Annotated in this window: 14 protein-coding genes; 2 read left to right on the forward strand and 12 right to left on the reverse strand. The window is 73.4% G+C overall.

Features of this window, described 5'->3' with window-relative positions; translation table 11 throughout:
- Positions 1 to 13 precede the first annotated feature (13 nt).
- Complete coding sequence (gene ald / locus ACLJOK_RS14835) at positions 14 to 1,129, reverse strand: alanine dehydrogenase (RefSeq protein WP_410819153.1); 1,116 nt, start codon at positions 1,127 to 1,129, stop codon at positions 14 to 16.
- Positions 1,130 to 1,421: 292 nt separating this feature from the next.
- Between ald and ACLJOK_RS14840 the strand changes: the two genes are divergently transcribed.
- Positions 1,422 to 1,697, forward strand: a complete 276-nt coding sequence (locus tag ACLJOK_RS14840) for a TM2 domain-containing protein (RefSeq protein WP_357189324.1) — start codon at positions 1,422 to 1,424, stop codon at positions 1,695 to 1,697.
- Between the two features lie 83 nt (positions 1,698 to 1,780).
- On the opposite strand, the gene ACLJOK_RS14845 is transcribed toward ACLJOK_RS14840, so the two are convergent.
- The 9 genes from ACLJOK_RS14845 to recN all read right to left on the reverse strand — a co-directional run bounded on the left by ACLJOK_RS14845 (position 1,781) and on the right by recN (position 14,544).
- Positions 1,781 to 2,386 carry an NUDIX domain-containing protein gene (locus ACLJOK_RS14845; protein ID WP_410819155.1) on the reverse strand — a complete coding sequence of 202 codons (606 nt, stop codon included), beginning with the start codon at positions 2,384 to 2,386 and terminating at the stop codon, positions 1,781 to 1,783.
- Entirely contained in the window at positions 2,383 to 4,134 is a 1,752-nt protein-coding gene (locus tag ACLJOK_RS14850; protein ID WP_410819157.1) for a CTP synthase, read from the reverse strand. Before ACLJOK_RS14850 ends, ACLJOK_RS14845 begins: the two co-directional genes overlap by 4 nt.
- A gap of 163 nt (positions 4,135 to 4,297) precedes the next feature.
- Positions 4,298 to 6,715, reverse strand: coding sequence for a hypothetical protein (locus ACLJOK_RS14855; RefSeq protein ID WP_410819158.1), 2,418 nt, complete (start codon positions 6,713 to 6,715; stop codon positions 4,298 to 4,300).
- Positions 6,715 to 7,884 carry a glycosyltransferase family 4 protein gene (locus tag ACLJOK_RS14860; RefSeq protein WP_410819160.1) on the reverse strand — a complete coding sequence of 390 codons (1,170 nt, stop codon included), beginning with the start codon at positions 7,882 to 7,884 and terminating at the stop codon, positions 6,715 to 6,717. The genes ACLJOK_RS14855 and ACLJOK_RS14860 overlap by 1 nt, the downstream gene beginning before the upstream one ends.
- A complete protein-coding gene (gene murJ, locus ACLJOK_RS14865) occupies positions 7,881 to 9,569 on the reverse strand; it encodes a murein biosynthesis integral membrane protein MurJ (RefSeq protein ID WP_410819161.1) in 1,689 nt (562 codons plus the stop codon). Before murJ ends, ACLJOK_RS14860 begins: the two co-directional genes overlap by 4 nt.
- 1 nt (position 9,570) lies before the next feature.
- Entirely contained in the window at positions 9,571 to 10,437 is an 867-nt protein-coding gene (locus ACLJOK_RS14870) for a hypothetical protein (protein ID WP_410819163.1), read from the reverse strand.
- An 82-nt stretch (positions 10,438 to 10,519) separates the two neighbouring features.
- On the reverse strand, positions 10,520 to 11,461 hold the full coding sequence (locus tag ACLJOK_RS14875; RefSeq protein ID WP_410819164.1) for a copper transporter: 942 nt from the start codon (positions 11,459 to 11,461) through the stop codon (positions 10,520 to 10,522).
- A 27-nt stretch (positions 11,462 to 11,488) separates the two neighbouring features.
- The gene (gene steA, locus ACLJOK_RS14880; RefSeq protein ID WP_238681182.1) at positions 11,489 to 12,667 is read right to left on the reverse strand and encodes a putative cytokinetic ring protein SteA; all 1,179 of its coding nucleotides are present in this window, start codon (positions 12,665 to 12,667) and stop codon (positions 11,489 to 11,491) included.
- 119 nt (positions 12,668 to 12,786) lie between these two features.
- A complete protein-coding gene (recN, locus tag ACLJOK_RS14885) occupies positions 12,787 to 14,544 on the reverse strand; it encodes a DNA repair protein RecN (protein WP_410819371.1) in 1,758 nt (585 codons plus the stop codon).
- An 89-nt stretch (positions 14,545 to 14,633) separates the two neighbouring features.
- On the opposite strand from recN, the gene ACLJOK_RS14890 reads away from it, so the two are divergent.
- On the forward strand, positions 14,634 to 15,653 hold the full coding sequence (locus tag ACLJOK_RS14890) for a helix-turn-helix domain-containing protein (protein WP_410819166.1): 1,020 nt from the start codon (positions 14,634 to 14,636) through the stop codon (positions 15,651 to 15,653).
- Between the two features lie 81 nt (positions 15,654 to 15,734).
- Here ACLJOK_RS14890 and ACLJOK_RS14895 read toward each other — a convergent pair whose 3' ends face one another.
- Positions 15,735 to 19,454: a S8 family serine peptidase gene (locus ACLJOK_RS14895; RefSeq protein ID WP_410819168.1), complete on the reverse strand. Its 3,720-nt coding sequence runs from the start codon at positions 19,452 to 19,454 to the stop codon at positions 15,735 to 15,737.
- Between the two features lie 158 nt (positions 19,455 to 19,612).
- Positions 19,613 to 20,497 carry an NAD kinase gene (locus tag ACLJOK_RS14900; protein WP_091407282.1) on the reverse strand — a complete coding sequence of 295 codons (885 nt, stop codon included), beginning with the start codon at positions 20,495 to 20,497 and terminating at the stop codon, positions 19,613 to 19,615.
- Positions 20,498 to 20,561: the final 64 nt, after the last annotated feature.

The raw sequence follows: 20,561 nt of genomic DNA on the forward strand, positions 1-20,561 counted from the left end.
AGCCCGCCACCGTTCAGGCCAGCGCGTCGGCCAGTGGGAGCACGTCCATGCCGTGCGCCTCGGCGACCGGGCCGTAGGTGACCTGACCGGCGTGGGTGTTGAGGCCCAGCGCCAGCGCCGGGTCGTTGCGCAGCGCCTCGCGCCAGCCCTGGTTGGCCAGCTCCAGGGCGTACGGCAGGGTGACGTTGGTCAGCGCGTAGGTGCTGGTGTTCGGCACCGCGCCGGGCATGTTCGCGACGCAGTAGAAGATCGACTCGTGCACCTTGTAGACCGGGTCGGCGTGCGTGGTGGGGCGCGAGTCCTCGAAGCAGCCGCCCTGGTCGATGGCGATGTCGACGAGCACGCTGCCCGGCTTCATCCGGGAGACCAGCTCGTTGGAGATCAGCGTCGGGGCCTTCGTGCCAGGCACCAGCACCGCGCCGATGACCAGGTCGGCGTCGAGCACGGCGCGCTCGACCTCGTAGGCGTTGGAGGCGACGGTCTGCAGGTGGCCCCGGTAGATGGCGTCGGCCTGCCGCAGCCGGGCGACGTTCTTGTCCAGCAGCAGCACCTCGGACTGCAGGCCCAGTGCGATCGCGGCGGCGTTCATGCCGGAGACGCCGGCGCCGATGACCACGGTCTTGGCCGCGTACACCCCGGAGACACCGCCGGGCAGCACACCGCGCCCGCCGCCGGTGCGCATCATGTAAAAGGCGCCCATCTGCGGGGCGAGCCGGCCGGCCACCTCGGACATCGGGGCGAGCAGCGGCAGCGACCGGTCGGGCAGTTCGACGGTCTCGTACGCGATGCCGGTGACCCCGCTGTCGATCAGCGCGTCGGTGCACTCCTTGGAGGCGGCCAGGTGCAGGTAGGTGAAGAGCACCTGCCCCTCGCGCATCCGGTGGTACTCCTCGGCGATCGGCTCCTTGACCTTCAGCACCAGTTCGGCGGTCGCCCACACCTCGTCGGCGGTGGCGAGGATCTTCGCGCCGGCGGCGGCGAACTCCTCGTCGGTGATGCTGGAGCCAACCCCGGCGCCGGACTCGACGAAGACCTGGTGGCCGCTGCGGGTGAACTCGTTGACACCCGCTGGCGTGATCGCCACGCGGTACTCGTGGTTCTTGACCTCGCGTGGGATTCCGACCTTCACGATGCAGACACCTCTCTTCGGGGCTGCTCTCCCCCGACTGCTCGGTGCCACGACGGCCCCTTTGCCACCGCGGTACACCGGTCCTGCGGCGGCAGTCTAGGCGCGCCCGGTGCCGCCGAGAGCCAGCACAGTGGCATCCGGTGCCCGAGTGTCCTGACGATGTGTCAGGGCACCGCCGGGATTCAGCGGTCGAGCGTCACCTCAGCCAACAGGACAGTGTTTCACCATTATCGTCCCATCTGTCGGGCGGCGGTGCGGACAGGCGGCGAGTGGATCACTAGTGTGTCCGCCCATGACCACTCCTCCTTACCAGCCCGGCTACCCCCAGCCGGGATACCCCCAGGGCGTCTCCGACAAGAGCAAGATCGTCGCGGGCGTCCTCGGCATCCTGCTCGGCACCTTCGGTGCCGGTCGGTTCTACACCGGACACACCAAGATCGCCGTTCTCCAGCTCGTCGTCAGCCTGGTGACCTGCGGCCTCGGCGCTTTCTGGGGCCTCATCGACGGCATCCTCATCCTGGTCAACGGCGGCACGGACGCGCAGGGCCGTCCGCTGCGCGACTCCTAGACCAGACAGCCAAAGGGGCCCCGCGGCTGACCGCGGGGCCCCTTTGGCGCGTACTCCCTTGCCGGCTTAACCGGCGGCGACGCTCAGCGCGGCAGCGGCGCGTCCGCCCGGCGCAGAGACGTGAAGCCGGTGTCCCGGGCGCGGGCCGCGGCCAGCAGCCCGGCCACCGCTGACGCGTTGGTGATCTCACCGGCCAGGACCATGGCGACCGCCTCGTCGAGGTCGATCCGGACAACCTGGAGGTCGGCCTCCTCGTCGTGGCGCTCGTGCCGCTCGTCGGCCGGCACGTCGGCGAGGTCGCGGGCCAGGAACACCCGCACGATCTCGTTGGTGAACCCCGGCGAGCTGTGCAGGTCCACCAGCACGTCGACCCGCCCGGCCGTGAGGTCGGCCTCCTCGGCCAACTCCCGCAGCGCGGCCACCGGCAGCTCCTCGCCGGAGACGTCCATCAGACCGGCCGGCAGCTCCCACAGGTGCCGCCCGACCGGGTGCCGGTACTGCCGGATCAGCACCACCTGGCCGGCGTCGTCGAGCGCCACCACGGCCACCGCCCCGACGTGCCGGACGAGGTCACGCAGCCCTGTCCCACCGCCCGGCATGGTCACCTCCTCGGTGACCACGTCGAAGATCCGCCCCCGGTACCGCTCCTCCCGGGAACGCACCTCGTACCGGTGCTCCAACCCGCTCACGAGGCCGACGATGCCTTCGTCGCGGCGCCGTTGCGGGCGGCCTTGCGCGTCGTCGGGGCCTCCGCCGCCGCGTCCAGGTCGACCGGAAGCTGGTCGGCCTGCGAGTACGTCACCGCGGCCTTGACGAACGAGGCGAACAGCGGGTGCGGGCGGGTCGGGCGGCTCTTCAACTCGGGGTGCGCCTGGGTGGCCACGAAGAACGGGTGCAGGCTCCGGTCCAGTTCGATGAACTCGACCAGCCGGCCGTCCGGCGAGGTGCCGGAGATGTGCAGGCCCGCCTTGGTCAGCGCGTCCCGGTAGGCGTTGTTCACCTCGTACCGGTGCCGGTGCCGCTCGCTGATCTCGGTGCTGCCGTACGCCTCGGCGACGATCGAGCCCTCGGTCAACGTCGCCGGGTACGCGCCCAGCCGCATGGTGCCGCCCAGGTCGCCCCGGCCGGCGACGATGTCCTCCTGGTCGGCCATGGTGGCGATGACCGGGTGGGCCGCCTGCTCGTCGAACTCCAACGAGTTGGCGCCGTCCAGGTCGGCCAGGTGCCGGGCCACCTCGATGGTCATGCACTGCAGACCGAGGCAGAGGCCCAGCAGCGGGATGCCGGCCTCACGGGCGTACCGGGCGGTGCCGATCTTGCCCTCGATGCCGCGCACGCCGAAGCCGCCGGGGATGAGGATGCCGTCCACGCCGGCCAACGCCGCGGCGGCGCCGGCCGGGGTGACGCACTCGTCGCTGGGCACCCAGCGCAGTTGCACCCGGGCCCGGTGGCCGAAGCCCGCCGCCCGGATCGCCTCACTCACCGACAGGTACGCGTCGGGCAGGTCGACGTACTTGCCGACCACCGCCACGGTGACGGTGTGCCGGGGACGGTGCACCCGCTCCAGCAGGTCGTCCCAACTGGCCCAGTCCACGTCCCGGAAGGAAAGCCCGAGCCGGCGCACCACGTACGCGTCGAGCCCCTCCCGGTGCAGCACCTTCGGGATGTCGTAGATGCTCGGGGCGTCCGGGGCGGCGACGACCGCCTCGGTGTCCACGTCGCAGTAGAGCGACAGCTTCTCCTTGAGCTTGACCGGGATCTCCCGGTCGCAGCGGAGCACAATCGCGTCCGGCTGGATACCGATGTTGCGCAGCTGCGCCACCGAGTGCTGGGTCGGCTTGGTCTTCAGCTCACCCGAGGGCGCCAGGTACGGCACCAGCGAGACGTGCAGGTAGAAACAGTTGTCGCGGCCCAGATCGTGGCGGACCTGGCGGATCGCCTCCAGGAACGGCAGCGACTCGATGTCGCCGACAGTCCCACCGACCTCGGTGATCACCACGTCGGGGACCTGGCCGTCCTCGTCCGGGTCGGCCATCGCCAGGATCCGCGACTTGATCTCGTTGGTGATGTGCGGAATGACCTGAACGGTGTCGCCCAGGTACTCGCCGCGCCGCTCCTTGGCGATCACGTCGGAGTAGATCTGGCCGGTGGTGACGTTCGCCTTGCCGGACAGCGCCCGGTCGAGGAACCGCTCGTAGTGCCCGACGTCGAGGTCGGTCTCGGCGCCGTCCTCGGTGACGAAGACCTCACCGTGCTGGAACGGGTTCATCGTCCCCGGGTCGACGTTCAGGTAGGGGTCGAGCTTCTGCATCACCACGCGCAGCCCGCGCGCGGTCAGCAGGTTGCCGAGGCTGGAGGCGGTGAGGCCCTTACCCAGCGAGGAGGCGACGCCCCCGGTGACGAAAATGTGCCTGGTCGTCCGTGCTGATGGGGCCAAGGCCTGCTCCCGTGTCGTCTGTCGCGGTCATGCAGACCGCCGTGCTTGATCAGCAAAGTGATCACGCGATCCACGGGATTCGACGGTAACACCTCCCGGGCGGGTACCCGCAGGCCGCACCCCGGCTGCGACACCTCCGGGCCATCCGGACGAGGCCCGGCGCTCAGGACGCGGCAACCTCCGTCGATGACCGGGAGACCTGCCGAGGCGCTACGGGCACCGTCGGCGCGGCGTCCGGCGTCGACCCGCTCCCGGTCGGCTCGGCCGGCTCGCCGGCGTCCCCGCGGCGCTCGCCCGGGGTGTCCGGCACCGGTTGGACGACCTTCGCCGGTGCGCTCGCGGGCGGGCCGCTGATCGGACGGGGGTGCACGGCACCCAGTGGCCCACCGCCGCCGGTCGGACCGTCACCGACCGGGCCGACCCCGCCGGACCCCGAGTCGTCGTCGGCGCCGTCGGCGCCGTTGGCCCGGGAGCGGCCCGCTACCGGGCGGGTCCGGTCCGCGGCATGCCCGAGCACCCGCAGCGACGCCAGGGCGGCCATCGGCACCACCAGGGCGGCGGCAGCGCCCATCAGGTCCAGTGCCGCGCCGTCGAGCACACCACCGAGCACCGCGGCGACCACAGTGCCGGCGAACGCGGCCCGGACCGCCGGGTAGATGCCGAACAGCCGCATCAGCCCACCCCACGGCTGCAACAGGGCGAACCACACCAGCAACCCGCCGGCCAGCGCCAGCACTGTCAGCGGGCTGTTGACCAACGTCTCGAAGTTCTCCGTGCTGGACCGGTGCACGGCGAACCCGCCGGTGCCGTCACCGAGCGCGGAGAGGAACCGGCCCAGGCTGCCCCGCTCCACCGCAGGACGCCGCAGGTCCACCACGGCGAACCCGATACCGACCGCCAGTGCGGCCATGGTGGCCCACGCCAACCGGCTGATCGTCAACCAGCCACCGGCGCTGATCACGGCGGCGACGCTCACCCCGGCGGTGAGCGCGATCGCGCCGACCGGGTCAGCGCCCAGGTACGGGCTGCCGACCACCACCACGGCGAGGCCACCCACCGCCACCATCACCGCTGGCCGCCAGCCCCGGTGCACCCGTTGGGCGAACCAGCCGCCGGTGACCAGCGCGCCGGCGAGGAACACTCCCAGCCCCACAGTGCTCAGCCCGGCGTACCGGCCGCCCTGCAACGCGGAGTAGCCGACCACGCTGTTGAGCTGGAGGCGGGCCCCGGTGAGCACGTCCAGCCCGACCACGAGCGTGGTGAGGCCGGCCACCGCGCCGTGCGGCCCGAGGGTGTTCGCGTACCCGGGAACGAACCGCACCGCCGCGGTGCCGGCGGCCACCAGCAGCGCCGTCACCCCGGCGAAGATCCACCCGGGGTGCTCGCCGCGCCACCAGGGCACCGCGTCGGCCAACAGCGCCGCCGGCACTGTCAACGCCGCGGCGACCAGCAGCAGCTCCATCACCGCAACGATCCGCCCGGAGACGGGCGTCGGACCGGCCGGGCCGGCGTGCGGCCGGGCCCGGCGCAGCAGCGGCAGGATCGCGATCGCCAACAGCACCTGCACCCCGGCGAGCAGCGCGAAGAACAACCCGGAGACGGAACGCTGGGCGGACGCCTCCCGGTCGGCGTTCGCCGGCGCGTTGATGGCCTCGGTCAGGTCGGCGGGACGGCCGCCGGTGCTGATCGCCGGACGGCCGAGGAAGAGCCGCTCGGGCATCGGCCGGCCCAACGCGGCGAGGGCGGTCGGGGCGAGGTCGACAAGTTGCAGGTAACCGTCCCGGCCGGTGCTGGCCGAGGTGAGCCACCCCCGCTCCCAGCCCGGCCCGTCGGCGACCGCCACGTGCAGCCGGGCCGGCTGGGCGGTGTCGGAGATCCCCGCGACCAGCACCAACGACCGTGGGGGTCGCGCCGCCAGCACCCGGGCCAGCTCGGCGTCCGCCGCGCGGGCCTCCACGGCGCGGGTGGCCGGGTCGGACCCCTCCACCGTGCCGAGGTCGACGATGCTCAGCACACACGAGCCGAGCAGCGCCCGCGGGTCGGCCGGCAGCCCCGAGGCGTACCGGTCGACGCGGCCGAACGGTCGGGCGGCGGCCACGGCCGCACCCGGGCCCACGGCGACGGAGCACCGCACCGACTCGGACAACGAGCCGGGCATGGCGCCCCAGGGCAGCCGCTGCTGGTTGTACTGGACCACGCTCTCCTGGTCGGGCAGGTTCGCGCCGATGCCGTCCGGTTGTTCCACCGTCACCGCCGCCGACGGGCAACCGTCGACCGACCGGCTGCCGTTCCACGCGGCGAAACTGCCCGCGCCCAGTGTCAACCAGCCGTCCACCGGGCAGGTGGGCCGGTGCGCGGAACGCACCGACAATGAGCCGATCGAGCCGTCCTGGGCCATCCGCCACAACGTCGGGGTGCTCTGCGGATCCACGTCCTCCCAGCGCAGCCCGGCGATCCCGGCGAGCACCACGAAGTCGGCGGTGCGCTGCGGGGTGCCCTGGGGTGGGCGGGCGGCGAGCGCGGTGACACCCAGCGCCACCACGAGCACTGTCAACAGGGCGGGGGCGATTCGGCGCAGCATCACCGGTGTCCCGTTCTCGGGGCGTCGGAGCCCGGGGCGGCCGCCGGACCGCCGGCGTTCCCGGCCAGCTCGGCATAAAGGGCGGCGAGCGTGGCGACGGTGTCCGCCTCGGTCGGCCACGTCGCCGCCCGTTCAGCGCCACGCCGGCCCAACTCCGCCCGCGCCGCCGGGTCGTCCAGCAACGCGCGGACGGCCGCGTCGACAGCGTCCACGTCACCGGCGGGAACCAGCGTGGCGGCGTCGCCGACCAGGTCCGGGAGACCGCCGACAGCGGTGGCCACCAGCGGCACACCGGCGCGCAGCGCCTCCTGGGCGAAGAGCTGTCGCGCCTCCCAGTCGCTGGTCACCACCGCCAGGTCGGCGCCGGCGAGCAGGTCGGCCACGTCGGTGCGGTGCCCCAGCAGGGTCACCGGGGCGCGGGCGGCGGAGGTCCGCGCGGCGAGCGGCAGATACGCCGGCCCGCTGCCCGCGATCACCACGACCGGCGGCGGGGTACGCGTACGCCAGCGGGCCGCCGCGTCGATCAACACGTCGTAACGCTTCTGCGGGTGCAACCGCCCGACCGAGAGAACCAACGGCTGGGCCGGGCGGACACCGAACTCGGCGCGTACCGCCGCCGGGCGTCGTCGCGGCGGGGGCAGCGTCGGCGCGGCGACCGGGGCGAGCCGGGCGTCGGCGGCGCCCACCTCGCCGGCCCGTCGCACCAGGTCCGCGGAGGCGCCGAGCGCCACCCGCACGCCCCGGGCCACCACCCGTTCGACGAGCCGGGACACCCCGCCCCGCAGTCCCCCCGCCAGCACCGCGTTGTGCCAGGTGACGATCAGCGGGGCGGCCGGACGGGCCAGCACGGCGACCAACCCGGCCCGCAGGCCGTGCGCGTGCACCACGTCGACGCTGGCGGCGGCGAGCACCCGACGCAGCGCGAGCACCGCCCGCGCGTCGGCCGGAGTCGGGCTGGCCGGGATCTCCACCGGCTCGAACCGGGCACCGACACCGGTGAAGTCGAACTGTTCCTGAGTGGCGGCGGGTCCGCAGACCAGGACTGTGGCGCCACCCGCGACGAGGCCACGGGCCACCGAACGGACGTGTTGGCCGACCCCGCCGGTGCTGGACGCGAGCACCAACGCGACGGTGCCCGACCAGCCGGCAGGCAGAGGTGGCTCAGTCATCGCGTCGCCGTCTCCTTCCCGTCGCCCCGCTCCGGGGAGCCCGCGCCGGGTGTCGGCGCACCGCCGGACGGCCCCCGCCGGCCCAGACGCCGCAGCACCCCGGCGAGCAGTGGCGTTACGTCCCGCCGGTCGACGAACCAGACCACGGCGAGGAACACAACCCCAACCAGAACCCCGGACAGCATGCCCTGACCGAACGCCGCCGCCGTCGTCGGGGTGCCGCCGTCCGACTGGTCGAGCCACCGGCTGAGGCCCCACCCGGCGAACCCGGCGAGCACACCGGCGAGACCACCGGCCGCTGCGGCCCGCGCCGCGCCCGCGAGGGCGGGACGGCCGGCGCTGCGCAGCACCGCCAGGATCAGCAGGGCGCCGAGCACCAGCATCCCCACCGAGTTCGCGGACGTCACCGCGAGCACCCGGTCGCGCAGTGGCAGCACCGCGCCGAGCAACAGGACGACGGCCGGCACCACCAGGAAGCCGACCGCCGTGGCGAGCGTCGCCGCCCGGGTTTCGCCCCTGGCGTAGAGCGCCCGGGTGAGCACCGCGAAGAGGCCGTAGCCGACCAGGCCAGGGGCGTACCCGATGATCGCGGCGGTGGCGGTCGACGCGGTGTCCGACGGGAAGAAGAAGTGCCCGACCGGCCCGGCGGTCCCGATCAACGCGGCCGTGCCGAGGCAACTGAACAGGAGCACACCGCGGACGGCCGGTGCCAGAGTCGCGCGGTAGGTGTGCTCGTCCCCGGCGGCTCGCGCCGCCGCCAGAGTCGGGTAGGCCGCGATGGCCAGCGGCACCGCCAGCACCGCCCACGGCAACAGGTAGACGGTCTGCGCCAGGTTGTAGACGCCCGGGTTGCTCCGCGCACCGGCGGTGACCTGGTTCAGGCTGACGATCAGAGCGATCTGCTGGGTGGTGACGGTGACCGCTCCGGCCACCGCCAACCCGCCGACGCGGGCCCGCGCGTCGGTGGGGAACCCGAACCCGGGCCGCAGCCCGAGGTGCAACCGGCGGACCGGAACCAGCAACGACAACGACAGCACCACCACGCCGAGGGTGGTGCCGCCGGAGAGCAGCAACTCGCCGCCGGGGCTCACCCCGCCGACGGTGGCGTACCGGCCCTGCGTGGCGGTGAACCCCAGGTACACGAGGATGACGGTGAGGCTGGACAGCAACGGGGCGAGCACCGGCCAGGCGAAACGGCGGTGCGCCTGGAGCACCCCGGTGAGCACGATGCCGACCCCGTACAGCGGCAGTTGCGGCGCGAAGACCCGCAGCATCCGCACGCCGCTCTGCTGCTGGGCGGTGCTCAGGTGGTGGCCCAGCGACTCGACCACCGGGCCGGCGAGCAGCACCACGAGCAGCGCGAGCGGGACCAGCAGGGCCAGCGTCCAGGTCAGCAGCGCCCCGGTGGTCCGGGCCACGGCCGTCCGGTCGCCCGCCGCGACCGCGCCGGCGAGCAGCGGTACGACGAGACTGGCCAGCGCTCCCCCGGCGACGATCTCGAAGATGAAGTTCGGCACCGCGTTGGCCACCACGTAGGTGCCACCGAGGTCGGTGGGCGCCAGGCTCCAGGTGAACACGGCGGTGCGGCCGAAGCCGGCGAGTCGGCTGGCAACGGTGAGGACGGCGATGAGCGCGGCTGCCCCGGCCAGCCGGCCGGCGCCGGCGAGGGGTGCCGGTTTGTTCACGTCAGTCGGCGCGTCGGCCCAGTGCGTCGAGTTCGCGCAGCCCCGGGGTCCGCTGGATCACCGCAGTGAAGCTGACCTTCTCGCTGGCGGCGGTGAGCCCGGCGAGGACGGCGAGCAGACCGGCCCGCCCGAGCGGGCCGGTACGGGCGGCGAGCGCGACGCCGAGCACCGCCCCGAGCGCGTTCGCCCCGCTGTCGCCGAGCATCACGTCCTCGGCCAGGTCGTCGCGGAGCAGGCCGGCGGCGGCACCTGCCGCGCCGGCGGCGATCCCGCCCTGCGGGCCGCCGGTCAGCGGCGCCGCGAGCAGCAGCCCGGACTTGAGGGCGCGGCCCGGCCGCAGGTCGAGCAGGTTGAGCAGATTGGCCGTGCCGGCGATCACGCCGGCCCCGAGCAGCACGTCGACGCCCCGGCCGAACGCGCCGTGCCGCTGCCGGCGCGGGTGCGCGGCGACCCGGGGGTCGGCGGCGAGCAGCGCGGCGGCGCCCAGCCCGGCGGCGCCCACCCCGACGACCTTGACCAGACCGGCGGTGACCCGCCCCTCGCGCAGCGCGGCGAGGTGCCCGGCGAAGCCCTTGGCCGCCTTCTGCTCCGGCCGCGCGCCGACCACGTCGTCGTACAGGCCGACGCCGCCCGCGCCGAGACCGGCGACCAGGGCGGCACCACCGGCGGCACCGCCGGTGGCACCGAACGCGCCGGCGGCGGCCGCGCCGGCGGCGAGCGACGGCCCGGCGGCCAGGCTCACCGTGCGGCCACGGAAGTTGGTGCGCTCCAACGCGGGTCCGGCCGGAGAGGTACGCGCCTCACGCAGCGCATACCGGGCCGCCGCGGCGCCCGCGCCGGCGATCAACAGCCGGCCCAGCGAGCTCACGCCGTCACCTCGCTGCTGTCCCTCAGGCTCGGTCGCTCACGCGCCGCCTCGGCGATTACGGACACGGGGGTACGTGGTTCGCTCACTGGGGCAGTTTAGGCAGCAGAGACGGGGCGTTGTCGCCGACGCCGTACTGCCCGGCCTTCTTCTCGGTGAGTTGCTGCACCAGGGCGAGGGTGGTGACCACCTGGCCCTGCACGGTGTTGGCGTTGTCGACCGTGGAGATGGTCTGGGCGAGCACCGGGTCGCCGCGCACCACGCCGATCAGGTTGCCGCCGACGGAACCGTTGCCGGCCACCACGATCGAGCCGGTACGGTCGAACTGCTCCGCGATGTTGACGACCGACTCGTCCCGCTTGTCGGAGTCCTTGTCGACATACGGCTGGCCGCTGACCACCACGACGGCCTCCGCCGAGGCGGTGACCTTGTTGCTGTCGGTGGTCAGGTAGCCGGCGTTGTTGTAGGCGGCGAGCACCGCCCGCCGGTCGGCGTCACTGACCGGCGCGACGCCCTGGGGACGGTCCAGCAGGACGCTGGCCAGCAGCGCGCTGGAGGTCTCCACGCCGTGCCCGTTGCCGGGCAGGCCGGTGGTCTGCGCGGTCGGGCGGGCGGCGGTGACGGCCAACTCCAGCAGGTTGGAGTTGTTGTCCGGGTTGATGAACTTGTCCTGCAGATCCACCTGGCCGGTGATGGTGGCCCCGGCAAGCTGGAGCTTCTTGAGCACGCCCTCGGTGTGGTCACGCCCGTTGGGCAGGCTGAGCACCACGACCCGACGCCCGGTGAGGGTGCCGGGCAGGACGACCTGGGAGATCTCCTCGGCGAATTCCTCCTCCAGCGCGAGTTGCTTCTCCATGTTGCTGACCGTCTGGCGCCACTGCTGGTTGTCCTTGCGTAGCCCGGTGACCTGCTCCTTGAGCGAGTCGGCGAGCGGGCCGTTGAGGGCGGCTGTGCCGACCACCAGGCCGATCGCCAGAGCCAGGAAGACCGCGGTGAGGGACACCACGTGGTAGCGGAAGTTGATCACGCTTGCAGCCTCTTGATCGGTCGGAAACTAGAAGAGCCGGTACAGCTGGAACACAAGATTGTCCCACCACTCGGCGACCACGCCCAGGTACGCCTTCCCGACGGTCGACACGGCCACCGCGGACGCCATCGCCGCGATCGCCGACAGGACCAGCAACAGCAGCGACGAGCCGGAGATGCTCTGCCGGTAGAGCCGGCTCACCCCCTTGGCGTCGACCAGCTTGCCGCCGACCTTCAGCCGGGTCAGGAACGTCGAGGCCATGCCGCCGCGGCCCTTGTCGAGGAACTCGACGAGGGTGGCGTGGGTGCCGACCGCGACCAGCAGCGAGGCGCCCTTCTCGTCGGCGAGCAGCATGGCCAGATCCTCGCTGGTCGCCGCGGCCGGGAAGGTGATCGCCGGCACACCGAGACCGTTGACCCGGGGCAGGCCGGGCGCACGCCCGTCCGGGTACGCGTGCACGATCACCTCGGCGCCGCAGCGCAGCACGTCGTCGGTGACCGAATCCATGTCCCCGATGATCATGTCGGGGGTGTAGCCGGCCTCGACCAGGGCGTCCGCGCCGCCGTCGACGCCGATGAGCACCGGCTTGAACTCCCGGATGTACGGGCGCAGCACGTCCAGGTCGGCCTTGTAGTCGTAGCCGCGCACCACGATCAGGCAGTGCCGACCCTGCATCTGGGTCTCGATGTCCGGCACCCCGACACCGTCGAGCAGCAGGTCGCGTTCCTGGCGCAGGTAGTCCATCGTGTTGGCGGCGAATGCCTCCAACTGCACCGACAGACCCTCCCGGGCGTCCGCCATCGCCTTGCCGACCGACTCGGCGTCCTGAAGGCTGCCGTGGGCCACCGGCTCGTCACCGGCGAAGACCGTGTTGCCCTCAATGCGCACCTGGTCGCCCTCGCGGATGCGCTCGAAGACGCCCTCCCCCAGGTCGTCGAGGAGCGGGATGCCGGCGGCGATCAACACCTCCGGGCCGAGGTTCGGGTAACGGCCGGAGACAGAGGGCTTGGCGTTGAGCACCGCCGCGACCCCGACGGCGACGAGCGAGTCGGCCGCCACCCGGTCCAGGTCGACGTGGTCGATGACAGCGATGTCACCGGGGCGCAGCCGACCGACCAGGCGTTTCGTCCGGCGATCAAGGCGCGCGGTGCCGAGGACTCTGCCCGGTTCGGAGTTCCGGTTCCGGCGCAACGTGGGTAGACGCATCGTGACCATCCTGGCATGTGAGGCAGGCTTTTCTGTCGCGACATGCCTGAGCAGGGCCGCCTACCCAGGGAAGCACACACCGGCACAAGCCGGTGTGCTTGCGCTCACAATACGCGGCGTCACAACCGCCTTTCCTTGGCGGCCACTGCCAGAAGCTCCTCGGCGTGAGCGATACCCAGATCTGAATCGGGCAAACCCGCCAGCATGCGCGCCAGCTCCCGAGCCCGCTCGGTGTCCTCCACCACCCGCACCCCGCTGGTCGTCACCGCGCCGCCGGTGTCCTTCGCCACCACCAGGTGCCGGTCGGCGAACGCGGCCACCTGCGGCAGGTGCGTGACCACCAACACCTGGTGGCTGCGGGCCAACCGGGCCAACCGGCGGCCGATCTCCACCGCCGCCTGCCCGCCGACCCCCGCGTCGACCTCGTCGAAGACCAACGTGGGCGGGCCGCCGGAGCCGGCGAACACGACCTCGATGGCGAGCATCACCCGGGACAGCTCACCGCCGGAGGCGCCGCGCTGCAACGGCAGCGACGGCGCGCCCGGGTGGGCCAGCAACCGCAGCTCCACCTCGTCACCGCCGTCCGAAGTGACACCCACCTCGACGCCGTTGACCGCAAGCGTCGGCTCGGCACGCCCGGCCGGACGGGGCAACACCGCCACCTCGATCCGCGCATGCGGCATGGCCAGCCCGGCCAACTCGACGGTGACCTGATCGGCGAAGCGGATCGCCGCCTCCTGCCGGGAGGCGGACACCCGCCCGGCCAGGTCGGCCACCTCGACGGCGAGCCGCTGCCCCTCCCGCTCCAACTCGTCGAGCACGTCGTCGGACATGTCCAGGTCGGACAGTCGGGTGCGCGCCCGATCGGCCCAGGCGATCACCCCGTCGACGTCGTCGGCGTACTTGCGGGTCAACGCGCGCAACGCCGCCCGCCGCTCATAGAGGTGCTGCAACCGGGCCGGGTCCGCGTCCAGCGTCGCCAGGTACGCCGACAGCTCCGCGGACACGTCGGTGACCAGCGTGGCCGCCTCCTCCAGGCGGGCCGCCAGCTCACCGAGCGCCGGATCGGTGCCGGACTGCGCCTCCAGGGTCCGCCGGGCGGTGCCGAGCAGCGCCGCCGCATCCGGAGTTTCCTCGGCGGCCTCCGCGCCACCGGCCACGCACTGCTGGGCGATCTGCGCGGCCGTCCGCAGGCCCTCGGCGTGCTCCAGCCGCTGCGCCTCGGTCTTCAGCTCGTCGTCCTCACCGGGCTGCGGATCGACCCGGGTGATCTCGTCGAGGCCCAACCGCAGCAGGTCGGCCTCCTGGTTGCGCTCGCGGGCGTTGCGCCGCCGGTCGGCCAGGTCGTCCACGACCCGACGCCACCCCGTGTACGCCTCGCGCAGCGCGTCGAGCAGCTTCTCGTGCGCGGGCCCGGCGAACCGGTCCAGTGCGGCCCGCTGCTCGGCCGGACGCAGCAACCGCAGCTGATCGGACTGACCGTGCACGGCGACCGCCTGCTCGCCGACCTCACCGAGCATCGACACCGGCATGCTCCGACCGCCGACGTGGGCGCGCGAGCGCCCCTCCACCGTCACCGTTCGGCTCAGCAGCACCGAGCCGTCCTCGTCGGGTTCACCACCGGCCTCGATGATCCGCGCGTGCACGGCGTCGGCGACCCGCCCCTGCAGCCGCAGCCGCCCCTCCACCACGGCACGGCCGGGTTGGGCGCGGACCCGCCCGGCGTCGGCCCGGCCGCCGAAGAGCAGGCCGAGGCCGGTGACCACCATCGTCTTGCCCGCACCGGTCTCGCCGGTGATGACGTTCATGCCGCCGGTCAACGGCAGCGTGGTGTCTTCGATGACGCCCAGTCCGGTGATGCGCAGCTCTTCCAGCACAGCCACCGACAGTAGACGCGAGGCCCGACAATTGACCAGCCGACGGGCCCGGGCACGGCCCGTACCCGGCCGACGTACAGTTCTGCCCCGTGTTGGACGTGATCGGCCTGACCTCGGCTGAGGAGGAGCTCTACCGCTGCCTGCTCCAGCTCACCACGGCCCGCATCGACGAGTTGGCCCGTCGCCTTCACCGGCCCCGTGAGCAGGTCGTCGCCCAGGTCGAGGCGCTGCGCGGCAAGGGCCTCGTGCAGCGCAGTGACAACGACCCGGACGCCCCGCTGCGCCCGACCGCCCCGGACGTCGCCCTCGGAGGGACGCTGCTGCGGCGTCAGGAGGACCTGGAGTCGGCCCGCCGACTGGTCACCCAACTGGCCGAGGAGTACCGCTCCGGGCTGCGCCGACACCACGTCGACCACCTGGTCGAGGTGATCACCGGCGCCCGGGTTCTGCGGGACCGCCTGCGCGACCTGCAGAACTCGGCGCGTTCCGAGGTGCTCTGGTTCTGCCGGGCCAACCCCCTCGCCATGGCCGGCCCGGAGAATGTCGAGGAGTTCGACGCGCTGGCCCGCGGGGTGAGCTACCGGGCCATCTACGAGCGTGACCTGCTGCTGGAGCCGGGCGCGTTGGCCGACCTGGCCAAGGGGGTCGCCGCCGGGGAGCAGGCCCGCATCCTGGACCGGCTGCCGGTCCGACTGGCCATCGTGGACGCCCGCACGGCCATCTGCCCGTTGGTGCCCGACCTTGACGGCGGCGAACCGAGCGCCGCGGTGATCGGCCGCAGTCAACTGCTCGACGCGCTGCTCGCCCTCTTCGAGAGTCACTGGCGGGTGGCCACCCGGCTGCGCCTCGACGACCCCCTCGCCGTCGCGGCCCCCGAGGCTCGACGGCCGGAACCCGCGGACCGCCCTGGCGACGGTTACCAGCCCGACGCCGACGAGGCCCGGCTGCTGTCGCTGTTCGTGGCGGGCGTACCGGACAAGTCCATCGCCTCCCAGCTCGGGGTGAGCCGGCGGACCGTGCAACGGCGGATCGCCGACCTGATGGCCGCCGCCGGGGTGGACACCCGCCCCGGGTTGGCGTTCCAGGTGGCCCGACGCGGCTGGCTCTGACACGAAAAAGGGTCCGCCGTCGACCGACGGCGGACCCTTCAACCGGCGGGGCGGGACGGCCAGGCCGCCCCGCCCGCCCGATCAACGCAACCCGTACGCCTGGAGCACCGTCTGGTCGACGGTGTTCCCGGCCCGGTCCGCGGCGTGCACCCGCAGCGACACCGTTCCGCGCCCCGCCGGCACGGTAGCGGTGTACCGGGTGCCCGACCCCGTGGTCGGCGCGTTGCGCCAGGTGACGCCCCCGTCGAAGGAGACCTGCACCCGGACGCTGGTGCCGGTCGGCGCCGGCACCCCGGCCGGCTGCCGCAGGGTCAGCCCCAACTGGTGCGGCCGGTTGCCGCGTACCGCGCCGAGCAGGTCGGCCGGCACCCGGTAGTCCACCTGCAGCAGCGACAACGGCGTGGCGGCATCGCCCGCCGGCCGCGCCGAGGTGAACTCCCAGGCCGTGTCGGTCCGCGTGCCGTAACGCCACTCGGCCGAGGACCGCTGGGTGGTCACGTCCAGGCGGTAGCGGGCGGCCACGGCGGTCGTGGGCACCGACGCCCAGCCGTCGGAGAGGTCGGCGATCTGCTGCCCGTTGCGGCTGACCCGCGCCGCGACGCTGTCCGACTCCTCGCTCTCCCCGGCCACGCTGTAGTGCCCCTCGGCGTCGACGAACTCGGGCACCCGCAGGTCCAGGTTGTCACCGGTGCGGGTGGGCACCGGCGCCCCTCGGGCCGGGACGGCCGGACGGAGCACCGGCGCGTGCCAGGTCTCGGTCACCCGGTCGTCGGCGGCGTAGCGCCGGGGCTGCTGGGTCAGGCCACCGGCCAGCTGCCCCCACTGCATGAACATCTGCTTGTGCAGCACCCGTTGCTGCCACCAGGAGTCCCCGGCGCTGACGAACTCCTGCCGGGTGGTGCCGTTGCGGACCATCCGCTGGTCGTCGTTCCAGGCGTACTCCTGCCACGGACGCCAGCCGAACCGCTCCTCGGTGGCCCAGCCCGCACCCATGTCGCCGTAGCTCGCGGTCACCTCGGCGGTGTTCCTGGCGGTCACCGTGTGCACCACACGCTCCGGCACCCGACCCTTCGACACCTGCCACACGTCGTACAGGTAGGGGCTGTCCACGGTCAGCGTCAGGTCCAGCGTCGCCCGACCCTTGCGCGCCGCCGCGATCAGCCGCTGCCCGTCGTCGTACGCGACCACCATCGACGGGATCGGCAGCCGCTCTCCGGTGGGCCGCCAGACCGTCCACGCGCTCTGGTCCTCCGGCCGGACGATCAGCACCGCGGCGGCGCCGGCTGCCGCGGCGGCGGCCACCTGCTCCTCTTCAGAGCGGTTCGGGTCGGCGCCGAGCAGCACGGCGGCGCCCCGCACCCGGGTCAGTTCGGCGGGAGTGCCGGTGCCGGCCCAGACCAGCGGCAGCTTCCGCCGACCGGTCGGCGCCGGCGACGTGCCCAGCAGGTTGATGTCCGACGGACCGGACACCCCGCTGATCTTCGCGTCCACCATGGGCGCGACGAGCTGCCACCGCGAGGCGAACTCGAACTCGCCCTGGCGCACCTGGCGGGTCGGCGTGACGTTGACCTGCTGAACGGTGCTGTAGGCCATTACACCGTGGTCGATCTGCCGGCCATTGCCCAGCACCCGGTGCACGTAGTAGCTGAGCGTCGCCCGCTGCTCGCTGGGCTTCGGCGTCTCGATCCGCACCGGCGTGCCCTTGCGCGCGTCGAGCACCACCGTCAGGTCCCGGTCGACGGTCACCTCCGGCTCGATGATCTGGGTCATCTGCTCGTCCAGGGGGACGCCGTGCGTGACCAGCGCGGTCAGCACGTACGCGCCCTCCTCGACCTCCAGGGTGCCCTCGCCACCCCACATGCCCCAGAAGTCCGACTCAGGCTGCTCACCGAAGACGGTCAACCCCGGCGACAGGCCCGGCTGCCCCTCCCGGTCCAGCAGCTTGATGGTGAGGTGGTGCACGGGACCGCTGACGGTGAGCCCGACCGGGGTGCGCACGGCGACGCCGTCCGTGCCTGTCGCCACCAACCAGCCACCGTGCGGGCCCCGGCCCAGCTTCGCCGGGTCGGCGCGCAGAGGCACGGCCACGCTGCCGCCCGCCGGCACTGTCACCTCGCCGGAGGTCACGGCGACCCCGTCGGGCTCGGCCGCGCCGGTGTCCAGGTTGCGCAGTTCCAGGGCCAGCCGCAGGGTCTGCGCGGTCTTCGTGCCGTTGGTGTACGTCACGGTCCGCTCGACCGCCGCACCGCCGGTGGAAATCCGGCCGAAGTCCGCGGTGGCCGAGGCGTACACCTGCTGCCCGAGCGCCCGCGCCACGTCGACCCGACCGCCACCCTGCTCGAAGACGGTCAGCGCCGGGTTCGCCTTCGTGGTGCTGACCAGCGCGTCCTTGAGCTTCGCGGCGGGCCAGTCCGGGTGTTCCTGGGCGAGGATCGCCGCCGCCCCGGCCACGTGCGGGGTGGCCATCGAGGTGCCGGACGCGGTCGTGTAGGCGTCGTCCACCGGCGTACCCATGGCGGTGCCGGCGGCCCGGGCGGCGACGATGCCGACGCCCGGCGCGGTGATCTCGGGCTTGAGGCCGTTGTCGCCGAGTCGAGGCCCGCGGCTGGAGAAGTCGGCGAGGTTGTCGTCGCGGTCCACCGCGCCGACGGTGAGCGCCGCCGCGGCCGCGCCGGGCGCGCCGACGGTACGCGCGGCGCCCGAGTTGCCGGCGGCGACCACGAACAGCGCGCCGGTCTCGGCGGTCAGGTCGTTCACCGCCTGGCTCATCGGGTCGGTGCCGTCGGTCGGGTCGCCGCCGAGGCTCATGCTGACGACCTTCGCGCCGGAGTGGGCGGCCCACTCCATGCCCGCGATGATGGACGAGTCGTAGCCGGAGCCACCATCGTCGAGCACCTTGCCGATCAGCAGCTGGGTGCCGGGGGCGACGCCCTTGCGCAGACCGGCGGACGCCGCGCCGCTGCCGGCGATGGTGGCGGCCACGTGGGTGCCGTGGCCGTGCCCGTCGCGGGCGCTGCCGCTGTTGGAGAAGTCCTGCTGCTCGGCGATCCGGCCGGCCAGGTCGGGGTGGGTGGCGTCGACGCCGGTGTCGAGCACCGCCACCTTCACGCCGGTGCCGTCCCGCCCGGCCGCCCAGGCGATCGGGGCGCCGATCTGCGGCACGGAGTGCTCCAGCGCCGGGCGGACCCGCCCGTCCAGCCAGATGCGGGCGATGCCAGCACCCAACTGGGGTGCGGCGGCAGTGGTGGTCCGGCTGGCCGGCGTGCCGGCGAGTGTGGTCCACAGGCCGCCGAGGGCGCCCTTGCCGACCCGCAGCGCCGCGCCGTTGATGCTCTCCAGCGGCCGGGCGTCGGTGGCACCGGTGAGCGGCTTGACCCGCCCGGCCGCCTGCTCCCGGTAGCGCACGATCAGTGGCAACGCACCCTGCGCGGCGTCGCCGTATCCGTCGGCGGCCAACTCCTGCACGTCGAACAGGTTGGCGTCGAGGACCCCGCTCGAGACGTAGGGCAGGGCGTCGCTGGGCAGCACCCGCAGCCCGCCGTCGACCTCCAGGGTCTGGAAGATGACCCGCTCGCGCCCGGGTCCCGGGCGGACGGTGGCGGCGACCCGGCCCGGCGCCGCGGGCGCGAGCTCGACCTGGTCGCCGGTGATCAGGGTGATGCGGACGGGTGCGTGCTGTGCGGGCGTGCCCGACGTCGGGCCGGTGGGCCGGGCGGGCGGGTCGGCGGACGCCGGTGCGGCGACGCCGACCACCAACGCGCCGACCGCGCCGACGGCGAGCCAGCGTGGGGACCAGTGCATGCGATGGGCTCCTCTACTCCTCCAGGCCCGCCATCCGTAGACGAGGGCCGATCGGAGTCTGCGTCGGAGCGTGTCACCAGGTCACTAGTCGCCCGCCGCCGCAGCGGCGACATGTCGTCAGGTGGACACCCGACATCCACTGACCGTGTGCGCCACGGTCACCGGCGGCTGCCGCGCCAACCGTGCACGGGGAGGCCGAACTTGGCCACCAGCCGGTCGGTGAACGGGCGGGGGCGCAGCCGCACGATGCGCACCGGCAGGGCACCCCGGCGCACCGTCACCCGCGCGCCGGGCGGCAGGTCGTAGACGCGCCGGCCGTCGCAGGAGAGCACCGCGAGGGTGGTGAACGGGTCAACGGTGATCACAAAAGTGGACGTCGGGGCCGTCACCAACGGGCGGCTGAACAACGCGTGCGCGCTGATCGGCACCAGCAGCAACGCCTCCACCTCCGGCCAGACCACCGGACCGCCACCGGAGAACGCGTACGCGGTGGATCCGGTGGGGGTGGCGCAGACGACACCGTCGCAGCCGTAGCGCGACAGCGGCCGGCCGTCCACGTCGACGAGCAACTCCAGCATCTGGGCCCGCTCGCCCTTCTCGATGCTGATCTCGTTGAGCGCCCAGGACTCGATGGTCGGCCCACCGTCGAACTCGGCCGTGACGTCCAGGGTCAGCCGCTCGTCGACCGTGTAGTTGCGGCCGACAACGTCCCGGACCGCCGTGTCCAGGTCGTCGATCTCCGCCTCCGCCAGGAAGCCCACCTTGCCGAGGTTGATGCCGAGCAGCGGCGCCTTCGCGGGCCGGGCCAGCTCGGCGGCGCGCAGGAAGGTGCCGTCGCCACCGAGCGCGAAGACGATCTCAGCGCCCTCGGCGGCCTGCGGGCCGGCGACCGGCACCACACCGGGCAGGTCGAGGTCGTCGGCCTCGTCGGCGACCACCCGTACCTCGAAACCGGCGTCGATCAGGTCGGCGGCGACCGACCGGGCGTGCTCCGTGCTGCGCCGACGGCCGGTGTGGGTCACCAGCAGCGCGGTGCGGCTCATCGGGCCGCCCGCCCACGCCGGACCGGGCGGCGTCGCGCCACCGGCACCGTCGCCTCGGCATTGC

This window comes from Micromonospora sp. 050-3, assembly GCF_046549335.1.
In the GTDB taxonomy this organism is placed as follows: Bacteria; Actinomycetota; Actinomycetes; order Mycobacteriales; family Micromonosporaceae; genus Micromonospora; species Micromonospora trifolii.